The 19,587-nt window shown below is 68.4% G+C and carries 15 protein-coding genes; 4 read left to right on the top strand and 11 right to left on the bottom strand.

The window, feature by feature from the left end:
• Nucleotides 1-9: 9 nt before the first annotated feature.
• From QM693_RS17440 to QM693_RS17450, 3 genes are read right to left on the bottom strand one after another with little or no spacing between them, the layout of a single operon-like run.
• Nucleotides 10-969 carry a C-terminal binding protein gene (locus QM693_RS17440; protein WP_283352966.1) on the bottom strand — a complete coding sequence of 320 codons (960 nt, stop codon included), beginning with the start codon at nt 967-969 and terminating at the stop codon, nt 10-12.
• Nucleotides 966-1,601 (bottom strand): TetR/AcrR family transcriptional regulator, encoded by a 636-nt coding sequence (locus QM693_RS17445; RefSeq protein ID WP_283352967.1) that lies wholly within the window; start codon nt 1,599-1,601, stop codon nt 966-968. The genes QM693_RS17440 and QM693_RS17445 overlap by 4 nt, the downstream gene beginning before the upstream one ends.
• Nucleotides 1,602-1,643: 42 nt before the next feature.
• Entirely contained in the window at nt 1,644-3,119 is a 1,476-nt protein-coding gene (locus QM693_RS17450; protein ID WP_283352968.1) for a sodium:solute symporter family protein, read from the bottom strand.
• 205 nt (nt 3,120-3,324) lie between these two features.
• Here QM693_RS17450 and QM693_RS17455 point away from each other — a divergent pair, with 205 nt between their 5' ends.
• Nucleotides 3,325-4,215, top strand: a complete 891-nt coding sequence (locus tag QM693_RS17455; RefSeq protein WP_005244617.1) for a LysR family transcriptional regulator — start codon at nt 3,325-3,327, stop codon at nt 4,213-4,215.
• Nucleotides 4,216-4,222: 7 nt separating this feature from the next.
• On the opposite strand, the gene QM693_RS17460 is transcribed toward QM693_RS17455, so the two are convergent.
• From QM693_RS17460 to QM693_RS17470, 3 genes are read right to left on the bottom strand one after another with little or no spacing between them, the layout of a single operon-like run.
• The gene (locus tag QM693_RS17460; RefSeq protein WP_283330507.1) at nt 4,223-4,885 is read right to left on the bottom strand and encodes an IclR family transcriptional regulator; all 663 of its coding nucleotides are present in this window, start codon (nt 4,883-4,885) and stop codon (nt 4,223-4,225) included.
• Nucleotides 4,886-4,922: 37 nt separating this feature from the next.
• Nucleotides 4,923-6,071 (bottom strand): CaiB/BaiF CoA transferase family protein, encoded by a 1,149-nt coding sequence (locus QM693_RS17465; RefSeq protein WP_280778917.1) that lies wholly within the window; start codon nt 6,069-6,071, stop codon nt 4,923-4,925.
• A gap of 11 nt (nt 6,072-6,082) precedes the next feature.
• The gene (locus tag QM693_RS17470; protein ID WP_283352969.1) at nt 6,083-7,234 is read right to left on the bottom strand and encodes an acyl-CoA dehydrogenase family protein; all 1,152 of its coding nucleotides are present in this window, start codon (nt 7,232-7,234) and stop codon (nt 6,083-6,085) included.
• A 184-nt stretch (nt 7,235-7,418) separates the two neighbouring features.
• Between QM693_RS17470 and QM693_RS17475 the strand changes: the two genes are divergently transcribed.
• A complete protein-coding gene (locus QM693_RS17475; protein WP_283352970.1) occupies nt 7,419-7,793 on the top strand; it encodes a hypothetical protein in 375 nt (124 codons plus the stop codon).
• 102 nt (nt 7,794-7,895) lie between these two features.
• Here the strand turns inward: QM693_RS17475 and cspE are convergent, their stop codons facing one another.
• Nucleotides 7,896-8,099 (bottom strand): transcription antiterminator/RNA stability regulator CspE, encoded by a 204-nt coding sequence (cspE, locus tag QM693_RS17480; protein ID WP_005244612.1) that lies wholly within the window; start codon nt 8,097-8,099, stop codon nt 7,896-7,898.
• Between the two features lie 232 nt (nt 8,100-8,331).
• Here cspE and QM693_RS17485 point away from each other — a divergent pair, with 232 nt between their 5' ends.
• Nucleotides 8,332-9,165 carry an alpha/beta fold hydrolase gene (locus tag QM693_RS17485; protein ID WP_280778911.1) on the top strand — a complete coding sequence of 278 codons (834 nt, stop codon included), beginning with the start codon at nt 8,332-8,334 and terminating at the stop codon, nt 9,163-9,165.
• A gap of 20 nt (nt 9,166-9,185) precedes the next feature.
• Here QM693_RS17485 and hutG read toward each other — a convergent pair whose 3' ends face one another.
• The 4 genes from hutG to QM693_RS17505 are packed head-to-tail and all read right to left on the bottom strand — an operon-like array spanning nt 9,186 to nt 14,588.
• Nucleotides 9,186-10,148, bottom strand: a complete 963-nt coding sequence (gene hutG, locus QM693_RS17490) for a formimidoylglutamase (protein ID WP_280778910.1) — start codon at nt 10,146-10,148, stop codon at nt 9,186-9,188.
• Complete coding sequence (gene hutI / locus QM693_RS17495; protein ID WP_283330511.1) at nt 10,145-11,368, bottom strand: imidazolonepropionase; 1,224 nt, start codon at nt 11,366-11,368, stop codon at nt 10,145-10,147. The genes hutG and hutI overlap by 4 nt, the downstream gene beginning before the upstream one ends.
• 47 nt (nt 11,369-11,415) lie before the next feature.
• Nucleotides 11,416-13,092 (bottom strand): urocanate hydratase, encoded by a 1,677-nt coding sequence (gene hutU / locus QM693_RS17500; protein WP_105416700.1) that lies wholly within the window; start codon nt 13,090-13,092, stop codon nt 11,416-11,418.
• 59 nt (nt 13,093-13,151) lie between these two features.
• Complete coding sequence (locus tag QM693_RS17505) at nt 13,152-14,588, bottom strand: purine-cytosine permease family protein (protein WP_280778908.1); 1,437 nt, start codon at nt 14,586-14,588, stop codon at nt 13,152-13,154.
• A 224-nt stretch (nt 14,589-14,812) separates the two neighbouring features.
• Here QM693_RS17505 and QM693_RS17510 point away from each other — a divergent pair, with 224 nt between their 5' ends.
• Complete coding sequence (locus QM693_RS17510) at nt 14,813-19,507, top strand: NAD-glutamate dehydrogenase (protein WP_283352971.1); 4,695 nt, start codon at nt 14,813-14,815, stop codon at nt 19,505-19,507.
• The last annotated feature ends 80 nt before the right edge of the window (nt 19,508-19,587 follow it).

Consider the following 19,587-nt stretch of genomic DNA (forward strand, 5'->3'; position numbering starts at 1 on the left):
GCAGGGCGATCACATCCCCGGTGCGGCGACGACGCCCACCGGGGATGTGCCCGTCAGGACCGCCGCGACATTGCGGGCCGACTGCTGCGCCAGTGTGCGCGCGACCTGCGGTGAGTACCACGCGGCGTGCGGGGTGATCACGAGGTTCGGGATCTGCAGGATCGGATCGTCCTGTGCGGGAGGTTCGTTCGGAAGGACATCGACGGCCGCACCCGCGAGCTGTCCACTGCGTAGTGCTGCGCCAAGGGCGTCGTGGTCGACGAGTCCGCCGCGGGAGACGTTCACCAGATACCCACCGCGCTTCATCGCGGCCAGCGCCCGCTCGTCGATCAGACCCCGCGTCTCGGAAGTCAGGGGGACGTGCAGGCTCAGCACGTCGGAGCGGCGCAGCAGTTCCTCGAACCCGACCACCTCGATGCCCGCGGCCGTCAGTTCCCCGGCGCGGTCGCCCAGCCCGCGGCCGCTGACGAGGACGGTCATCCCGAGGGCTCGGGCGCGCAGTGCGAAAGCGGCGGCGATCCGGCCGAAACCGTAGAGGCCCAGCACGGTTCCCGCGATCCGCCGCGGCGGCGCGGCGGTGACGTCCCACCCGCCGGCATGCACGGAGCGGTCGAGGGCGTGGGTGGATCGGAGCAGTCCGAGGGTGAGCGCGAGCGCGTGGTCTGCGACCTCCTCGGTGCAGTAGTCCACTGCCCGCGTGACCCAGAGGCCGCGTTCGTGGGCCGCCGACACCGGCAGGTGGTCGTACCCGGCGGACGTGGCCGACAGCAGTCGCAGGTCCGGGAGATCCGACAGGTGACGGGGCTGAAGGCCGGTGTTCTCCGGTCCCACGAGCAGGGCGATGACGCCAGGGCCGGACGGGAACTCGGACTGGTGCACGACGTCCGCGGAAATACCTGCGGCGGCAAGCGAATCGGACAGTTCTTCGGCCGGAATGAAGTCGTCGAGGACGACGACGCGGTCGGTCATCTGCCTACTGCTCCCGCTTCTTCGGTGGTCCGTCGTACTGCGGCGTCCACGCAGCGGGCGGCGGCGTCCTCCGCGCTGATCGCCTCCATGACAACGGGATCCAGGATGGCCTGCAATGCAAGACCGTCGGTCAGTGCCACCAGCGCGACGGTGACGGCGTCCGCGTCGAGGTCGGTGGAGACGGTGCCCTCCCGCTGTGCGGCGACGACCGACTCGCGCACGACGCCCCGCCAGCGGGCGAGGAAGGCCGCGATCTCACCGCGCGCCGTTTCCTCGGCCGCACCCTCCGCGTAGAAGAACAGGAACACGCGGGTCATCGCCAGTCGGCGTTCGTCGAGCGGCAGGATGCTGGCGGTGATGTTCCGCAGCTTCTCGATCGGGCCTGGGCCCTCCTCGTCGAGGATCGTGCGGTACCGGTCGCCCTGGATGTCGCCGGCCCGGCGCAGCGCCGCGAGGAGCAGTTCGTGCCGGGACCCGAAGTAGTGGTTCAACACTCCGGTCGACCACCCGCTCTCCTCCGCCACCGCTCGCGTGGTGACGGCGGAGATCCCCTCCCTGGCGATCAACGCGAGAACGGCGTCGGCGAGCGCCAGTCTCCGCTCGTCGTGGTCGACGATCTTCGGCACGATCATTCCTCCCGCTCGTGCGCACTCACTTTCGTGCGCTGATGCCACTCAGGCTATCGGTGCCGGGACCGGAACCGGGTCTTCCTCGGGCTTTCCCGACACTCGCGCGTTCCACACGGACATCACGTTCGCCGGGGTGGGTTCGGTGAACAGGCTGGTGGCCACGAACACGACCAGAGCGCTGACGAGTCCGACGTACACCGGCTCGTTCGCCATGACGTCGCCGACGACGAACATCGTCGCGATGGTCGCCACGGTGCCCACCGCCATGGCCGCCATGGCCGCGGTTCCGGTGGCGCGCTTCCAGACCAGTCCACCGAGGATCGGGACGAGGAGCCCGCCGACCAGGATGTCGTAGGCGATCGTGAGCGCGGAGACGATGTCGTTGATGAGCGCGGCGATCACGATGCTGACGAGGCCGATCACGATCACGTAGAGGCGGTTGCCGCGCACGTCGGCTTCCGGATCGGACGTGTCCAGTTCGGGTCGTGTGCGGCCGAAGATCTGGGCGACCAGCGGAAGGACGTCCTGCCGGGCGACGGTGGCGGTGGCGATCAGCGCGCCGGACGCGGTCGACATCATCGCGGCCACCGCGGCGGCGAGGACGATGCCGCTGAGACCGACGGGCAGGACGTGGACGGCGACGTCGGCGTACACGTCGTCGGACGACCCGATGTCGGGCATGAGGGCCGACGCGGCCAGGCCGATCAGGGCGCCCGCGACGCCGTACAGCAGGCAGTAGACGCCGGCGGTGACGCCGCCCCACCGTGCGACCTCCGGCGACTTCGCGGTGAACACCCGCTGCCAGATGTCCTGTCCGATGAGGATGCCGAGGGTGTAGACGACGAAGAACGTGACGATGGTGCCGGTGCCGATGGTGCCGAGCCCGAGTGCCTGTTCGCCGACGCGCTCCTTGATGCCGGCGTACCCGCCCGCCTTGCTCCACGTGAACGGGAGAAGCAGGACGAAGACGCCGATGGTCTTGATGACGAACTGGACGACGTCGGTGAGCGTGATCGACCACATGCCGCCCATCGCGGAGTAGGCCACGACGATGAGGCCGCCGAGAACCACCGACAGGGTCCGGTCGAAGCCGAACAGCACGTTGAAGATGGTGGCGTAGGCGATCGTGGAGGTGACGGTGAGCATGAGGGTGTAGGCCATCATCACGAGACCGGACGCCCCGGTGGCGTCGATGCCGTACCGGAGTTTGAGCATTCCGGAGACGGTGTAGACCTTCAGGCGCTGGATCCGCGCGGCGAAGAGCAGGCTGAGCAGGAGAACGCCGGCGGCGATCGACACGACCAGCCACATTCCGGAGATGCCGTACTTGTAGCCGAGGCCGACGCCGCCGACGGTGGAGGCGCCGCCGATGACGACCGCCGCCATCGTGCTGGTGTAGAGAAATCCGCCGAGGCGGCGGCCGGCGACGAGGTATTCGCTGGAGTTGCTCGCCCGGCGTTTGCCCCACCAGCCGAACGCGAGCATCGCGCCCAGATAGATCAGGATGATGGTGATGTCCATGGTGCGTCCTTCACGTGTCCTAGCGGATCGGTGATGACGGGCGCGGTGGTCCCGTCGGTGCCGGTCTCGTCAGACCGTTGCCCTAGACGGTAGGAGAACATTGACGTGAAATAAATCACTTGATACAAATAATCACTTCAGAAAATCGTGAAGTAATGGTGCGAGCCAGCTCACACCCTGTTTTCGACCCCGCCGGAGGAGTGCGATGCGCAGCTCGCTGCCCGATCTGAAGCTCCTCCAGATCTTCGCGGCCGTCGTCCGTCACCAGGGGTTCGCGCCCGCGCAGCAGGAACTCGGACTGTCCGCCTCCGCGATCAGCACCTACATGAGCCAGCTCGAACGGCACCTCGGCATCGTCCTGTGTCACCGCGGGCGCGGCGGATTCGGTCTCACCAGCAAGGGCGAGCTCTACCACAAGGAATGCCTGCGCATCCTCGGCGAACTCGAGGGCTTCGAACGCTACGGCGCCGCGCTGCAGGGGGAGCTCCGGGGAACCCTCACCATCGGGGTTCTCGATTCCACCGTCACCGACGCCACGCTGCCGCTCGCCGACGTGATCGGCGTGTTCAGCAAGGACCACCCCGCCGTCTACCTCGACCTGAAGATCCAGACCCCGCACGAACTGCAGGTCGGCGTGCTCGACGACCGGATCGACGTCGCGGTCGGCGCGTTCGCCTCACCGATGAACGGCCTCGTCTCCCAGGCGCTGCACCGGGAGCAGCACTGGCTGTACTGCAGCGACAAGCACCCGCTGTTCGGCAGGAAGCGGGTGCCGCCGGAGGTCATCACGCAACAGCGGATGGTGACCCGCGGCTACTGGTCCGAGCAGGAACTCGCCCGCCAGGGGTTCCCGCAACCCTCGGCGACGGTGGAGAACATGGAAGCGCAGCTCATCCTGGTGCTGTCCGGCGCGTACATCGGATACCTGCCCGAGCACTACGCGGAGTACTGGGTGGACCGGAACCGGCTCCGTCCGATCCTGCCGGCGTCGTTCGGTTATCAGGCGCCGTTCTCGCTGATCTACCGGCGGGGCCGGGCCCGCGAACCGATGGTCCTCACGTTCCGCGAATTCGTCCGGACCAGCATGGGCAGCTGACCGCCGCTCACCGGGTCGGGGAGCCCAGTTCGGTCGACAGCGCACGGCAACGCTCGACGAGAACGAGACCGTGCTGCGCGCAGAGTGCGTCGTCGAGACGGAACGTCGGCCCGATGATGCTGAGCGCGCCCACGATCCGCCCCACCGCGTCGTAGATCGGGGCCGCCACACCCGTCGACTGGTCCTCGATGGTGTCGTGGGCGATCGCGTATCCCTCACTCTGCAGGTCACCCCGCAGCGCGGCGCCGACGGCCGTGCCCTCGAGCGGCACCGTCTGCCCCACCCATCCCATGTGCCGGATCGCGTGGGTGCCCTCGATCTGCGCGAGATACAGGGCGGTGCCCTTCGGGCCGTGGGTCGACAAGTACGTGGATTCGCGGGTTCCCTCCGCGATCGCGACCATCGCGGGCCGGGCCCGGGACAGCAGCTGGTTGTCGCTGATCGCCCGGGCGCCGATCTGGAGAAGTCGCGGCCCGGCCCGGTAGACGTTGTCGTCGCCGCGGACCAGGAACTCGCTCTGCTCCATGCTGCGGATCAGGCGCAGCGCGGTACTCGTGGCGAGGCCTGCGGCTTTCGCGGCATCGCCGAGCGTCAAGCCGCCCTGTTCGGTGATTGCGCCGAGCAGTTCGAAGGTGCGGCTCGCGCTGCGGGTCACATCTCCGGGGGCCATGGGTTCTCTCCTGACGGTCGAGGGTGTCGGCGTGAATCTACCGCGACGCGATCTCGGACAGCAGGGGCTGCCGGTGTTCGTCGAGCAGCGGGCTGCGGCGGACCCCGGGGCGCGCGCTGTCGCCGAACACGACCGGCTGCCGGACGTAGTCGATCGTTCCCGCGACCGGATGATCGAACGACTCTACGAGTCCCCGGTGCCTGCTCTGCTCGGACGACAACGCCTGTTCCACGTTCCAGATCTCGGAGCTCGCCAGTCCGGCCGCGCCGAGGACCGCGACCACCTCGGCGACCGTCTTGTCCTTCGCCCAGATCTCGATCTCCGCGCGCAGCGCCGGTTCGTGATCGGTGCGGGACGTGTCGTCGGCGAAACGGTTGTCGCCGAGAAGGTCTGCGCGATCCATGGTGTGGGCGAGCTTCTCGAATCCGGACTGGCTGGCGACGGCCAGGACGAACAGGCCGTCCGACGCCCGGTACGTGTCGAACGGGGTCGAGACGGGATGGCGATTGCCCACTCCCGCCGGCGCGACCCCCGATGCCTGCAACTGGCTGTGCGCGGTGGGGAGCATGGCCAGCATGCTGTCGAACATGGCGACGTCGAGGTGTTGTCCCACACCCGATTCCCGGGTGCCGACCAGGGCGGAGCTGATGCCCCACGCCGCGAACAGTCCCGCGACGAGGTCGCCGAACGATTCGCCGAGCCGGGTCGGCCCGGATTCGGGGGAACCGGTGATGCTCATGATCCCCGACAGCGCCTGCACGACGAGGTCGTAGGCGGCCGAACCCGCGAGCGGCCCGTCCTGCCCGAAACCGGAGATGGACGCGTAGACGAGCCGGGGATTGCGGGCGTGGACGGTGTCGTAGTCGATGCCGAGGCGGGCGGTCACGCCGGGCCGGAAATTCTCGACGAGAACATCCGCCGTGTCGAGCAGGTCGAACAGCACCTTCCGGTCCGCGTCGTCCTTGAGATTCAGAGCCAGCGAGCGTTTTCCGCGGTTCAGCACGTTGAAATAGATGCTCTCGCCGTCGCGGAACGGGCCCAGGTGCCGCGAATCCTCGCCGGCAGCGGGCTCGATCTTGACGACGTCGGCGCCGGCGTCTGCGAGCAGCGCCGTGCAATACGGTCCGGCCAGGACGCGCGAGAGATCGACGACGCGGATGCCGTCCAGGGGAGGAAGGGTAGGCATGACGGGCCCTCTCAGAATTCGGTCGAGTGCGGGGACGGGGCGTTGGAGGCGATGGTGAGCAGCTGGATCTGCGAGGTGCCCTCGAAGATCCGGAGGATCCGGCAGTCGCGGTAGAGGCGTTCGATCTCGGATTCGCGCATGAAACCGGCGCCGCCGTGAATCTGCACGGTCTGGTCGACGATCGAGAAGCAGGCCTCCGTGGCCACGTACTTCGACACGGACGCGGCGCGGCGCAGGTCGGCCCCGGCATCCTTCACGTCCGCCGCCCAGTCCGCGGTGACGCGGGAGGCTACGAGCTGCGCGTCGCACGCGCCCAGCAGCAGCTGAATCGCCTGGAATTCGGCGATGGGGTGTCCGAACTGTTTGCGCTCGGCCGCGTAGGAGCGTCCCAGTTCCCACGCGCGCAGGGCGATTCCGTTGGCCATCGCCGCCACGTCGACGCGGGCGCGGTTGAGGGCGGTGAGCGCGATGTTGCCGCCGCGGCCCTCCGTTCCCACCACGGCGTCGTGGGGAAGCACCACGTCGTCGAGGTACACGGTGTAGGTGGGTGCGGACCGGATGCCCAGCTTGTCCTGGGGCTCCGAGTAACTCACGCCGGGAGTGCCCTGGGGGAGGACGAACGCGGTGATGCCGCGGAAGCCTGCGGACGGATCGGTCTTGGCGAAGGCGACGACCAGGTCGGCCTCCTTGGCGTTGGAGATGTACGTCTTCGAACCGGACAGGTGCCACCCGTCGTCCTCGCGCCGCGCCGTCGTGCGCATCGAGGCGATGTCGGAGCCGGCGTCCGGTTCGGTGAGGGCGAACCCGGCGAGCAGTTCACCGGACGCGAGCCGGGGCAGCCACCGGCTCTTCTGCTCCTCGGTTCCGCCGACGAGGATCGGCTCGAGCCCCAGGTAGTGCGCGGTATAGATCGAGGCGAGGGCGGCGTCGGTGCGGGCCACCTCCTCGATCGCGATCAGCTGTGTCCTGGTGGACAGGCCCAGTCCGCCGAACTCCTCGGGCACCGAGATGCCCATCAGGTCCTGTTCGCCCAGTCGCTTCACCAACTCCGCCGGGAACTCCCGCGTCTCGTCACGGAACGCCGCGCCGGGGTGGATCTCACGGTTGGCGAATGCACGCACTGCGCCGCGGAACTCGGCGGCGTCGAGCAGCTGATCGGTCACGGAAACTCCTGTCGGAAGATCGAAATTGCCATCTAGTGAAATGACAATGCCACTTGGTGGCATATCGACTATGAAGGAGACCGGCGAATCTGTCCAGGGGTGCCGGTGTCCACGGACACGGGAGCGGGTACTCGACCACGGACGCACAGCGCACACTCCGTGCGGCATTGCAGAGGGAGGCTTCATGCGCACGATCACACGAGGGATCGTCACCGCGGGAACGATGATCGGCGCGGTTCTCGCCGGCGCGGGGACGGGCGTGGCGGAACCCGCCGTGCCGTCCGGCACCTATCAGGGAACGACCACCGCGCCGGCGGGTGAGTTGATCTGGAAGGGCAAGACGTTCCAGGGCGGCACGGTCGTCAACAACTTCGCGTTCGGTCTGACCGGGCTCGCGGGCACGACCTCGCAGGACGGGAGCGGAAACACCGTCATCGACTACAGCCCATCGGGTCTGGGGTTCCTGACCGACAGGATGACCCCCAACGCAGACGGGACCTACACCGGGGCCGTGTACGTGGGCGGCAACCAGGTGGGAAGCTTCGGCCTCGCGAGATAGCTGTTCCGGGGCCTACTACGACGACGAGGCCGCACCGCTCGGGTGCGACCTCGTCGTCACAGCGTCATCTGCGACTTCGTCACAGTGTCATCGGGGCGTCGGTCAGACGGCCCGGACATTCTGGGCCTGCGGGCCCTTCTGGCCCTGTCCGACCTCGAATTCCACCCGCTGGTTCTCCTCCAGCGACTTGTAGCCGCTGCCCGAGATCTCGGAGTAGTGAACGAACACGTCCGCGCTGCCGTCGTCCGGCGCTATGAATCCGAAGCCCTTCTCGCTGTTGAACCACTTCACAACACCCTGCGCCATACCGTTCACTCCCTGCAGTTGCCGCCCGGGACCTCACATCGAGATCCCGTTCGCGTGGATATCATCCTGTCATCAAGGCGCGCGTCCTTCCAGTGGTACGCCCACGATTCCTGCGAATCCTGGGCGCTGTACCAGGTCTGCGGAAGAAATTTCCCCCCTCGACCGATGATTCTGCCCCTCGGGCGCGGTCCTACCTGCGACCGAGAATTACCACCGCGAACGAGGAGAACCGATGAATTCCACATCGACCGCCACCGCCGACGCCCGGATCCTCGACGTCCCCGGTGCCAGGCTGTACTACGAGGTGCGGGGCGCGGGTCCCGTCGTGGTGCTCGTCGGCGCCCCCATGGACGCCGACTCCTTCGCGCCGGCGGCGGATCTGCTCTCGTCCGACTACACCGTGCTCACGACGGACCCGCGGGGCATCCACCGCAGTCCGGTCGACGACCGGGATCGCGATTCGACCCCGGAGATGCGCGCCGACGACCTCGCCCGGCTCCTGATGCACCTCGACGCGGGCCCTGCCGTGGTGTTCGGCTCCAGCGGCGGCGCCGTCAGTGCGCTCGCGCTGGTGCAGGCGCACCCCGAGCTGGTCCACACCGTGATCGCCCACGAGCCGCCGCTGGACGAGTTACTCGACGACCGCGAGCAACTGCGCGTGAAGACCGACGAGATCATCGACACCCACCTGACCGGGGATGTCGTGGGGGCGTGGAGGAAGTTCCTGGCCCTGGCGAACATCCACCTGCCCGAGGAAGCGTTCCAGCAGATGTTCGCGGGCGAACGGGATGCGCAGACCGAGGCGGACGACTACTTTCAGCACGCGCACATGCTGCGCCCGACCACCCGCTGGTGCCCGGACGTCACCGCCCTGCGCTCGGCGCCCAGCCGCGTCGTGGTCGGGATCGGCGAGGAGTCGGGTGGGCAACTCTGCGACCGTACGTCGCGGGCGCTCGCCGCCGAACTGGGCGTCGAGCCCACTATGTTCCCCGGCGACCACATCGGCTTCGCCCACGACCCCGCCGCGTTCGTCACCCGGCTGCGCGCAGTGCTGCGGGAGGTCTGAGCGGACGCTCCCGACTGACCTCACACCGCGATCGGGATGCGTTTCGTGACGATCCGATGGATCAACCGGGCGGCGGTGCGGGCCGTGCGGTTGTCGATGTCGAACGACGGATTGAGCTCGGCCACATCGCACACCGCGAGTTTTCCGCTGGCGGCGACGGCGTCGCACACGAATTGGATCGTCTCCGCCGGAACGCCGTACGCGGCGGGAGCGCTCACTCCCGGCGCGACCGCGGCGGGAAGGACGTCGAGGTCGATGGTGAGGTACACGAGATCGACGTCCGACAGGAACTCGCTGACGAAGACGGCCACCCGGTGCCGGTCGGAGACCGAGCAGTCGTCGTCCAGGAGGTAGCGGACGTCGTATCCGCGTGCGGTGTCGAACAGTGCGGTGGTGTTGCTCGGCTGGCTGATGCCGAGCACGGAGTACTGCAAGGCGGTGCCTGACGCATGCTCCTGTTCGAGGATCTGCCGGAACGGTGTGCCCGAACTCGGGACCGGATCGGACCGCAGGTCGAAGTGGGCGTCCAGGTTCAGGATCCCGATCCGACGCCTGGGTGTGCGGACGGCTGCCTGTGCCAGACCGAGGTACGTCCCGTAGGCCACCTCGTGGCCGCCGCCGAGGACCACCGGGAACTGGCCGGCGTCGAGCGTCGCGGCGACCACGGAGCCGAGCGCCATCTGCCCGGCCTCGAGACGATTGTCGGTGACCGCGACGGTGCCGGCGTCGTAGACGCGGAGCGGCTCGGCGAGCGCCATCGACGACAGCGCGCCCCGCAGCGCGTCCGGGCCGCGCGCCGCCCCGCGGCGTCCCTTGTTCCGCTCCACGCCCTCGTCGCTCGAGAAGCCGATCAGCACGCAGGCGCCGGGCTCGGCGCCGTCGTGCAGAGGCGTCACGGCCTGGTGCCAGCGGAGGTGGTGACTCGACGTGCCGTCCACCCTGCCGACCCAGGGGGGCGGGGGGATCAACAGGTTCTCCATCATCGCAGGGCCCTCGCTTTCTCGTGACCGGTGTGCGCGGACCAGGCGAGTTCGCCGCCCCGCCACACATCGCTGACCAGGGGGACGCCGGGCCGGTAGGCCAAGTGTAGGTACGACGGCGCGTCCAGCGCGAGGGCATCGGCCCGCGCGCCGGGACGCAGGACCCCGACGTCGGCACGTTGCAGCGCGCGGGCACCGCCCGCCGTGGCCGCCCAGATGGCTTCGTCCGGGGTCATGTGCATGTCCCGCACCGCGATCGCGATGCAGAACGGCAGGCTGGTGGTGTAGCTGGTGCCGGGGTTGCAATCCGCACCGAGCGCCACCGTGACACCTGCGTCGAGCAGGGCCCGGGCGTCCGGGTACTTGTTCCGGGTCGAGAAGTCCGCGCCGGGCAGGAGCGTGGCCACCGTCGAACTCTGCGCCAGCGCATCGATGTCGGCCTGCGTGGTGTAGCAGACGTGGTCGACGGACGCGGCCCCCAGTTCGACGGCGAGCTGGACTCCGGGTCCCTCGCGGAGTTGGTTGCCGTGGACGCGGGGGATCAGCCCCTTCGCCATCCCGGCGGTGAGAACGGCATGTGCCTGATCGCGGTCGAACGCGCCGGTCTCACAGAACACGTCGATCCACTTCGCTTGCGGTGCACAGGCGTCGATCATCTCGGAGCACACCATGGCGACGTAGTCGTCGGCCCGCCCCGCGTATTCCGGCGGCGGAACGTGAGCGGCGAGCAGCGTCACCTCGTCGGTGAGGGACGCCGCGATCCTCGTGCTGCGCAGTTCGTGCGCGACCGTCTGCCCGTACCCGGTCTTGCACTCCACGGTGGTGCTGCCCGACCGCAGGGACTCGTCCAGCAGTCGCCGCGTGTTCGCCTGCAGTTGTTCGTCGGTCGCGTTCCGTGTCGCCTCGATCGTGTTGCGGATGCCACCCGCCGCGTACGGCTGTCCCGCCATGCGCGCCGCGAATTCCTCCGCCCGTTCCCCACCGAACACCAGGTGCGAGTGGCTCTCCACGAAGCCCGGCAGCACCGCCCGGCCGTCGAGATCGTGCCCGACGTCCCCGGCCGGCGCCGAGTCGGCGCGGCCGACCCAGGCCACCACGCCGCCGTCGAAGACGACGGCGGCGTCGCGGATCAGCCCGAGCGGACCTTCCCCCACTGTCGGGTCGTTGGTCACCAGGGTGCCGATGCCGGTCAGCACTGTGGAGCGGGAGGTGTTCGCTGTCACTGCTGTTCCTTCCAGTGGTTCGAAAATGCGGTCGCTCGGGCCTGCGGTCATCCTTCGGACATCGGCACGCGGACGCCGCGCTCCTTGGCGACGTCGATCGCGTGGTCGTATCCGGCGTCGACGTGCCGGATGACGCCCATGCCGGGATCGTTGGTCAGGACCCGCTCCAGCTTCTCGGCGGCCAAGTCGGTGCCGTCCGCGATGCACACCTGACCGGCGTGGATGGACCGTCCCATGCCGACGCCGCCGCCCTGGTGGATGGACACCCACGACGCCCCCGACGCGGTGTTGACGAGTGCGTTGAGCAGCGGCCAGTCGGCGATCGCGTCGGAGCCGTCGAGCATCGACTCGGTCTCGCGGTACGGGGAGGCGACGGATCCGGAATCGAGGTGGTCGCGGCCGATGGCGACGGGCGCGGACAGTTCGCCGGACGCCACCATCTCGTTGAACTTCAGTCCGGCCTTGTGCCGTTCGCCGTAGCCGAGCCAGCAGATCCGGGCGGGCAGACCCTCGAACGCCACCTTCTCGCCGGCCATCGTGATCCAGCGCTTGAGGTGCTCGTTCTCGGGGAACAGTTCGAGGATCGCCTTGTCGGTGGCGGCGATGTCCTTCGGGTCACCCGACAGCGCGGCCCAGCGGAACGGGCCGAGGCCCTCCTCGAACAGCGGACGGATGTAGGCGGGCACGAATCCGGGAAAGTCGAACGCGCGGTAGTAGCCGGCCTTGCGGGCCTCGTCACGGATGGAGTTGCCGTAGTCGAACACCTCGGCGCCCTTGTCGAGGAAGCCGACCATCGCGGCGACGTGCCGTGCCATCGACGCGCGGGAGTCCTCGGTGAACTTCACCGGGTCCTTGTCGGCCATCGCCTTCATGTCGGCGAAATCGATCCCGAGCGGCAGGTACGACAGCGGGTCGTGTGCCGACGTCTGGTCGGTGACGATGTCGATGGGGGCGTTCATGGCGAGCAGTTCGGGGAAGATCTCCGCGGCGTTGCCTTCGAGGCCGATCGACAGCGGGCGCTTCGCGTCGCGGGCCTCGATCGCGAGACGCAGGGCGTCGTGGATGTCGGTGGCCTTGGTGTCGAGGTACTTGTGCGCGATCCGGCGGTCGATGCGGGTGACGTCGCAGTCGACGCAGATCGCGACGCCGTCGTTCATCGTCACGGCGAGGGGCTGGGCGCCGCCCATGCCGCCGAGTCCGGCCGTCAGCGTGATGGTGCCGGCGAGCGAACCGCCGAAGCGCTTCCGGCCCACCGCGCCGAACGTCTCGTACGTGCCCTGCAGGATGCCCTGCGTGCCGATGTAGATCCACGACCCGGCCGTCATCTGCCCGTACATGATCAGGCCGAGGGCGTCGAGCTTGCGGAACTCCTCCCAGTTGGCCCAGTCGCCCACCAGGTTCGAGTTCGCGAGGAGGACGCGGGGCGCCCACTCGCTGGTGCGGAACACGCCGACCGGCTTTCCGGACTGCACCAGCATCGTCTCGTCGGACTTCAGGGTCTTCAACGTCCGGACCATCGCGTCGAACGCCTCCCAGCTGCGCGCGGCCTTGCCGGTGCCGCCGTAGACGACGAGGGAGTCGGGATGCTCGGCGACCTCGGGGTCGAGGTTGTTCATCAGCATGCGCAGGGCGCCTTCTTGCTGCCAGCCGAGTGTCGTCAGTTCGGTGCCGCGGGGCGCCGACACGTGGCGGGGTCCGGAAACCGGAGGCGTCGTGGTGGTCATGTCGTGTACTCCTTGATGGTCGAACGAGGAAGAGGGAAAAGTCTGGGTGTCAGCGTGATTCACAGTCGCGAATCCGCCATGGCGGTGTGTGCGGGGTAGATCATGGCCGCGGGTGGGTTGCTGTTGCGCCGCGCGAGCGGGTAGTAGATGGCGCCGGTGAAGACGATGCCGACGATCCACGAGATGTCCGCGCCGCCCAGCATGTCCGTGACCGGTCCCGTGTAGAGCTTCTGGGCGAGGAACGGGATCTGCGCGAGAACGCCGACGGTGTAACAGATCATCGCCGTCTTGTTCCAGCGGCCGTAGCGGGCCTCCGGGTCGTACAGCGCCGGGATGTCCACGCGCTCCTTGGAGATGAGGTAGTAGTCGATCAGGTTGATGGCACTCCACGGGGTGAACACCATCAGCAGGACGAGGACGAAGTTCTTGAAGTTGTTGAGGAAGTCGGCGCTGGCACCGATCGCGATCAGCATCGACACGGCGACGAACCCGATGATGTACAGGGTGCGGGCCCGCGACGAGATGCGGGACTGCCCGTTGAACGCCGTCACCGTGGTGAGGATCGACATGAATCCGCCGTAGGCGTTGAGGCAGTTGATCGTGAGCTTCCCGACCAGGATCACCAGGTAGATCATCAGGGCGATCACAGCCGGTCCGGCGAGGCCTCCGATCCACCCGACCTGGTCGCTGAGGAACGCGTCGCCGGCGACGGCGGCGACGAGTGCACCGAACGTCATCGACCACTGCGAGCCGATCACGCTGCCCGCGAACGTCGACCAGAAGGTCGTCCGCTCGCTCGTCGAGCGCGGCAGGTAGCGGGAGTAGTCCGCGACGTACGGGCCGAACGTGAGCTGCCAGCCGGCGCCGAGCGAGATCGCGAGGAGGAACGTGACGATGTCGAAGCCCTTGATCCCGACGAACGAGGCCACGTCGTACTCGGCGAACAACCGGATCGCGAGGTAGGTGAAGCCGAGGATGCCGACAACGGTCGCGATCTTGCCGACGACGTGGATCAGCTTGTACCCCGTCACCGCGACGAATGCGGTCATCGCGCCGAAGATCAGGATTCCGATGGTGGGGTTGTCGATGTGGAGGATCTCGTTCACGGCCTGACCTGCGAGGACGCTGCCGGTCGCGGCGAAACCGAGGTACATCAGGACGACGAGAACCAATGGGAGCACGGCACCCAGAACACCGAATTGCGCTCGGCTCGAAATCATCTGCGGCAGTCCGAGGCGCGGTCCCTGAGCGGAGTGCAGCGCCATCACGGCGCCGCCGAAGAGATTGCCGATCAGCAGGCCCACGATGGCCCACAGCGCGTCGGCGCCGAATACGACCGCGAGGGCGCCGTCGACGATCGCGGTGATCTGCATGTTGGCGCCGAACCAGAGCGTGAACTGGCTGCGCGGAGATCCGTGACGCTCGTCGTCCGGGACGACGTCGATGGTGCGACGCTCCGGCGCGAGGCTGATCTCGGGAGGTCCCTCGTGTGTCATAGGCCTTGTCTCTCTGTGACGAGTCCGGCAGCTGGTCGGTCCCGGGTGCTCTGTCCCATGTCCTGAATCCAGTGTGCTCTGACTCACGTTTTTTATCGCCTTAGATGTATAGTCCTGTATAGACAACCCCCTGTCAAGCGTTCTCCAAGGACCCAGCCGAGAGGCGTGCCGGCCCACCACTGCACCAGTCGGGAGTGTCGATGCTTCCGACGGAAGGTACTGACATGAGAGTAATTTCGACGTCCTCACATTCGCTCGAGCGCGATGAACAGCAGTTTTCCGCTCCGGAAGCGCCCGAGCGTTTCCGCGACCTCTACCTCCGCACCGCCGGTCATCCCTCCGCCGAAGGCGCAGATCCGCAGGCGCGTGATCGCATCGCGAACACACATCTCGAGACCGGGTGGAACCGGAACCCCGGGACCGCGGTGGTGCGCGGAATCGACGCCGCAGACCCCAGCGGGATCGGGCCCGCGGTGCAGATCGTCACCGACGACATGGCCCTGCTCGTCGAATCGGTACTGCTGACCGCGGCCAGGGTCGGCGCCCCGATCGAGGAGGTTCTGCATCCGGTCCTCGTCGCCCGCCGCTCGGAGTCGGGCACCCTCACCGACCTTCTGCCGATCTCCGACTCCGGGACGGCGGAGTCGTGGATTCACGTGGGTCTGCGCTCCGACACCGCGAACTCCGTCGTCGCCGCACTTGTCGCGGCGCTGCACACCGTTCTCGCCGACGTGCGCCGGGTGGACCGGGATCTGGCGCGCATGCGCGAACTGCAGATCCAGGTCTCCGACCAACTCGACTCGCAGACCGGGCAGGACTCGCTGTCCGAAGAACTCCGCGAGGCCGCCGACTTCCTGCGCTGGTGCGAGGCGGGCAACTTCACCGTCCTCGGGTACGCGCGGTACGGCGACGACGGTGCACCCGAGGAGAGTCTCGGCGTGCTCCACGACCGGGAGGGCGATCGGGCGCCGGCCGCGGAACCCGGCCCCGTCCTGGCGATCGGGCAGGCGGCGCTTCCGGTGTCCGTGCACCGGTCGTCGTACCCGTCGGTGGTCGGAGTTAGGGCCGGAGGAGTGGAGCACCGCTTCGTCGGCGCGTTCACCCCCGCGGGCAGGCACGAGAACGTCCTGGACATCCCGGGTGCGGGACGCCGGGTGCGGGCCCTGCTCGACCGTGCCGGTTTCGACATCGACTCCTTCTCCGGGCAGGCCGTCCTGCAGGTCGTGCAGGCGCTGCCGCTGACCGAGTTGTTCGCGGCGAGCCCGGATTCGCTGCATTCGGCCCTCACCGAGGTCGCCGGCATCACCGCGCGCGAGCACATTCACCTCTTCCTGCGCACGGATGTCCCGGGCGAGAGCATGTCGGCGCTGGTGTTCATTCCCCGCGATCGATACAACACGCGGACGCGTCTGGCGGCCCAGCGCGTCCTGCTGGACGAACTGGACGGCACGGCAGTCGAATACACCACGAACGTGTCCGAGTACCCGCTGGCGATGGTGCACTTCACGATGCGGGTTCCGGCGGACACCGAGGTGACGGACACCCGGCGACTGGAGATTCAGCGTCGGATCTCCCGGGCCTGCCGGACCTGGGACGACCGGTTCCGCGACGAACTCGACACAGCCGAACGTGATCTCCTCGCACACTATTCGGAGCACTTTCCGGAGGTGTACAAGCACGATTTCGACGCCCGGCGCGCCCATTCCGATCTGGTGGTGTTCGAGAGACTGACGGACGGCGCGATCGACACGCGGCTCGACGCGAACGCGGCGGACTGGCGCTTCACCTTCTTCGTCGGCGGTGCATCCGCCTCCCTCAGCGATGTTCTCCCGATCCTGCAGAGCATGGGGGTCGCGGTCCTCGACGAGCGCCCGTACACGGTCGCGAACAGTCGCGGAACGGTGTGCTGGATGTACGAGTTCGGGATCCGCTACGCGTCACCGGGGCCGGTGGACGACGCGCTGCCGCGCCGCTTCACGGAGACGTTCGCCGCGGCCTGGGCATCTCGCGCGGAGACGGACAGCTTCAACGAACTCGTACTCCGCGCGGGCCTGGACTGGCGTGAGGTGGAGGTGCTGCGGGCGTACGCGCGGTACCTGCGTCAGGGTGGATTCCCGTACAGCCAGAACCACATCGCGACGGTTCTCGGTGATCATCCGGAGATCTCCCAGGCACTGATCCGGCTGTTCGCCGCGAGGTTCGATCCGGACGGCACTGATCCGGACGGCGCCGAGGAATGCGGTGAACTGATCGCGTCGCTGGAAACGGCGATCGGCGACGTCCTCGGCCTGGACGCCGACCGCATCCTGCGCGCCTACCTGAACGTGGTCCTGGCGACGCTGCGCACCAACCGCTACGCCCCCTCTGGCCGGGAACGTCAGGTCCTGTCGTTCAAGTTCGATCCGCAGCGCATCCCGGAACTGCCGCAGCCGCGGCCCCGCTTCGAGATCTACGTCTACTCGCCGTGGGTCGAGGGCGTGCACATGCGGTTCGGCGCCGTGGCACGGGGAGGCCTGCGATGGTCCGACCGCAAGGAGGACTTCCGCACCGAGGTGCTCGGCCTGGTGAAGGCGCAGGCGGTCAAGAACTCGGTGATCGTGCCCGTCGGCGCGAAGGGCGGGTTCGTCGTCGCGCGCCCGCCTGCTCCCACCGGCGACCCGCTGCGCGATCGCGACGCCCAGCGCGCGGAGGGGGTTCGCTGCTACCGCAGCTTCATCAGCGGACTGCTGGACGTCACCGACAACGTGGACCTCGCGACCGGTGCCGTGATCCCGGCGCCGCGGGTGGTGCGGCACGACGGCGACGACACGTACCTCGTCGTCGCCGCGGACAAGGGCACCGCGACGTTCTCCGACATCGCCAACGACGTTGCAGCGCAGTACGGGTTCTGGCTGGGTGACGCATTCGCGTCGGGCGGATCCGTCGGCTACGACCACAAGGCGCTCGGCATCACCGCCCGGGGTGCGTGGGAGAGCGTGAAGCGGCACTTCCGCGAAATGGGTGTCGACACCCAGTCGCAGGAGTTCACGGCCGTCGGGATCGGCGACATGAGCGGCGACGTGTTCGGCAACGGAATGCTCGCGAGCCCGCACATCCGGCTCGTCGCCGCATTCGACCACCGGCACGTGTTCCTCGACCCGAACCCCGACGCGGCCACATCCTTCGCGGAACGGGAACGGCTCTTCGCGCTGCCGCGGTCGTCGTGGGCGGACTATGCGCCCGGTCTGATCAGCGCCGGCGGCGGTGTGTGGGAACGAACGAGGAAGAGTGTTCCGATCAGCGAGGAGGCGCGGCGCGCACTCGGACTGAGCCCCGGGACCACCGAACTGTCCCCACCGGACCTCGTCCGCGCGATCCTGCGGGCACCGGTGGACCTGCTGTGGAACGGCGGCATCGGAACATACGTGAAGTCGGGCACCGAAACCCATCTCGACGTGGGGGACAAGGGTAACGACGGCGTCCGCGTCGACGGTTCCGACGTCCGGGCCCGGGTGGTCGGTGAGGGCGGCAACCTCGGCTTCACCCAGCTGGGACGTATCGAATTCTCCCGCTCCGGAGGGCGGATCAACACGGACGCTCTCGACAACTCGGCGGGCGTCGACTGCTCCGACCACGAGGTCAACATCAAGGTTCTGCTCGACGCCCTGGTCAGCGGCGGCCGTCTCGCTGCCGACGACCGTGCGGGTCTGCTCGCCGAGATGTCCGGGGAGGTGTCGCGTCTCGTGCTCTCCGACAACGTCGCCCAGAACGACGTGCTGGGCACGTGCCGCGCCGACGCCGCCGCGTCCCTCACGGTGCACGGACGGCTCATCGGCCATCTGGAAGGCCGCTACGGTCTGGACCGCGCCATCGAGGTGCTGCCGTCCCGGAAGGAGATCGCCGCCCGGGAGCGCGCGGAGGCGGGACTCACCTCGCCCGAACTCGCGACCCTCATGGCGCACGTCAAGCTGGCGCTGAAGTCGGACCTGCTGGCCGGCGACCTGCCCGACAGCCCGGCATTCTCGGACGCACTCGCCGGGTACTTCCCGCGCAGGCTCCGGGAGTCCTTCGGTGACGCCATCGGCGACCATCCGCTGCGCCGGGAGATCGTCGCGACGGTCCTCACCAACGACGTCGTCGACAACGGCGGCATCACCTACGCCTTCCGGCTGGGCGAGGAGGCCGGGGCGAGCAGCGCCGACGCCGTGCGGGCGTTCGCCGTGGTGTCGGCCGTGTTCGACCTGCCGTCCCTCCGGCGCGACATCCGGGACGCCGACCTCGACGCCGCACTCTCGGACGACCTCACGCTGTTCACCCGGCGGCTGCTCGACCGGGCGTCGCGCTGGATGCTCACCCGCAGGCCCCAGCCGCTCGCGGTCGGGGCGGAGATCGCCCGGTTCCGTGACCGCGTCGCGGACCTGACACTGCACGTCGCGGGCTGGCTCTGCGGTGAGGACGCGGAGAACCTCCGGAGTCGCACGGCCGCGCTGGTGGCCCGTGGTGTCCCCGCGGACCTGGCCGGGCGGGTGCAACTGCTCCTGGACCGGTTCGCGCTGCTGGACATCGTCGAGATCGCCGACATCACCCAGCGCGATCCCCGCGAAGTGGCCGAGGTGTACTACCGGCTCGGGGAGTGCCTCGGGTTGGTGCACCTCCTGGTGGGGGTCTCGCAGCTGGGACGGGGAACCCGGTGGAACGCGCTGGCCCGGTTGTCGTTGCGCGACGAGTTGTACGACACGGTCCGGGCACTGTGCCTCGACGTGATCTCGGGCAGTGAAGTGGTGGACACGGCGGAACAGAAGATCGGGGAGTGGGAGGACCGCAACGCCGCCCGGCTGGCGCGCGCCCGCCACACGCTCGATGCCGTCACGGAATCGGGGGAGCACGACCTGGCGGCCCTCTCCGTCGCAACCAGGCAACTGCGCAGCATGGTGAGGTGACACGAGGCGCACCGCGCGATGAGGGTTTACCCGTGCAGTCGGCCGATAGACTGCAACGGCCGACTGCACGGGAAGTTCAT

It is taken from the genome of Rhodococcus sp. IEGM 1305 (assembly GCF_030058635.1).
GTDB lineage: Bacteria > Actinomycetota > Actinomycetes > Mycobacteriales > Mycobacteriaceae > Rhodococcus_F > Rhodococcus_F opacus_D.

Bases quoted from the DNA above. Each gene is read 5' to 3' on its own strand.
- QM693_RS17455 (WP_005244617.1), top strand. From the start codon at position 3,325: ATGCGCAGCTCGCTGCCCGATCTGAAGCTCCTCCAGATCTTCGCGGCC.
- QM693_RS17475 (WP_283352970.1), top strand. From the start codon at position 7,419: ATGCGCACGATCACACGAGGGATCGTCACCGCGGGAACGATGATCGGC.
- QM693_RS17465 (WP_280778917.1), bottom strand. From the start codon at position 6,071: ATGCCTACCCTTCCTCCCCTGGACGGCATCCGCGTCGTCGATCTCTCG.
- cspE (WP_005244612.1), bottom strand. From the start codon at position 8,099: ATGGCGCAGGGTGTTGTGAAGTGGTTCAACAGCGAGAAGGGCTTCGGA.
- QM693_RS17485 (WP_280778911.1), top strand. From the start codon at position 8,332: ATGAATTCCACATCGACCGCCACCGCCGACGCCCGGATCCTCGACGTC.
- hutG (WP_280778910.1), bottom strand. From the start codon at position 10,148: ATGATGGAGAACCTGTTGATCCCCCCGCCCCCCTGGGTCGGCAGGGTG.
- QM693_RS17440 (WP_283352966.1), bottom strand. From the start codon at position 969: ATGACCGACCGCGTCGTCGTCCTCGACGACTTCATTCCGGCCGAAGAA.
- QM693_RS17450 (WP_283352968.1), bottom strand. From the start codon at position 3,119: ATGGACATCACCATCATCCTGATCTATCTGGGCGCGATGCTCGCGTTC.
- QM693_RS17505 (WP_280778908.1), bottom strand. From the start codon at position 14,588: ATGACACACGAGGGACCTCCCGAGATCAGCCTCGCGCCGGAGCGTCGC.
- hutU (WP_105416700.1), bottom strand. From the start codon at position 13,092: ATGACCACCACGACGCCTCCGGTTTCCGGACCCCGCCACGTGTCGGCG.
- QM693_RS17510 (WP_283352971.1), top strand. From the start codon at position 14,813: ATGAGAGTAATTTCGACGTCCTCACATTCGCTCGAGCGCGATGAACAG.
- QM693_RS17460 (WP_283330507.1), bottom strand. From the start codon at position 4,885: ATGGCCCCCGGAGATGTGACCCGCAGCGCGAGCCGCACCTTCGAACTG.
- QM693_RS17445 (WP_283352967.1), bottom strand. From the start codon at position 1,601: ATGATCGTGCCGAAGATCGTCGACCACGACGAGCGGAGACTGGCGCTC.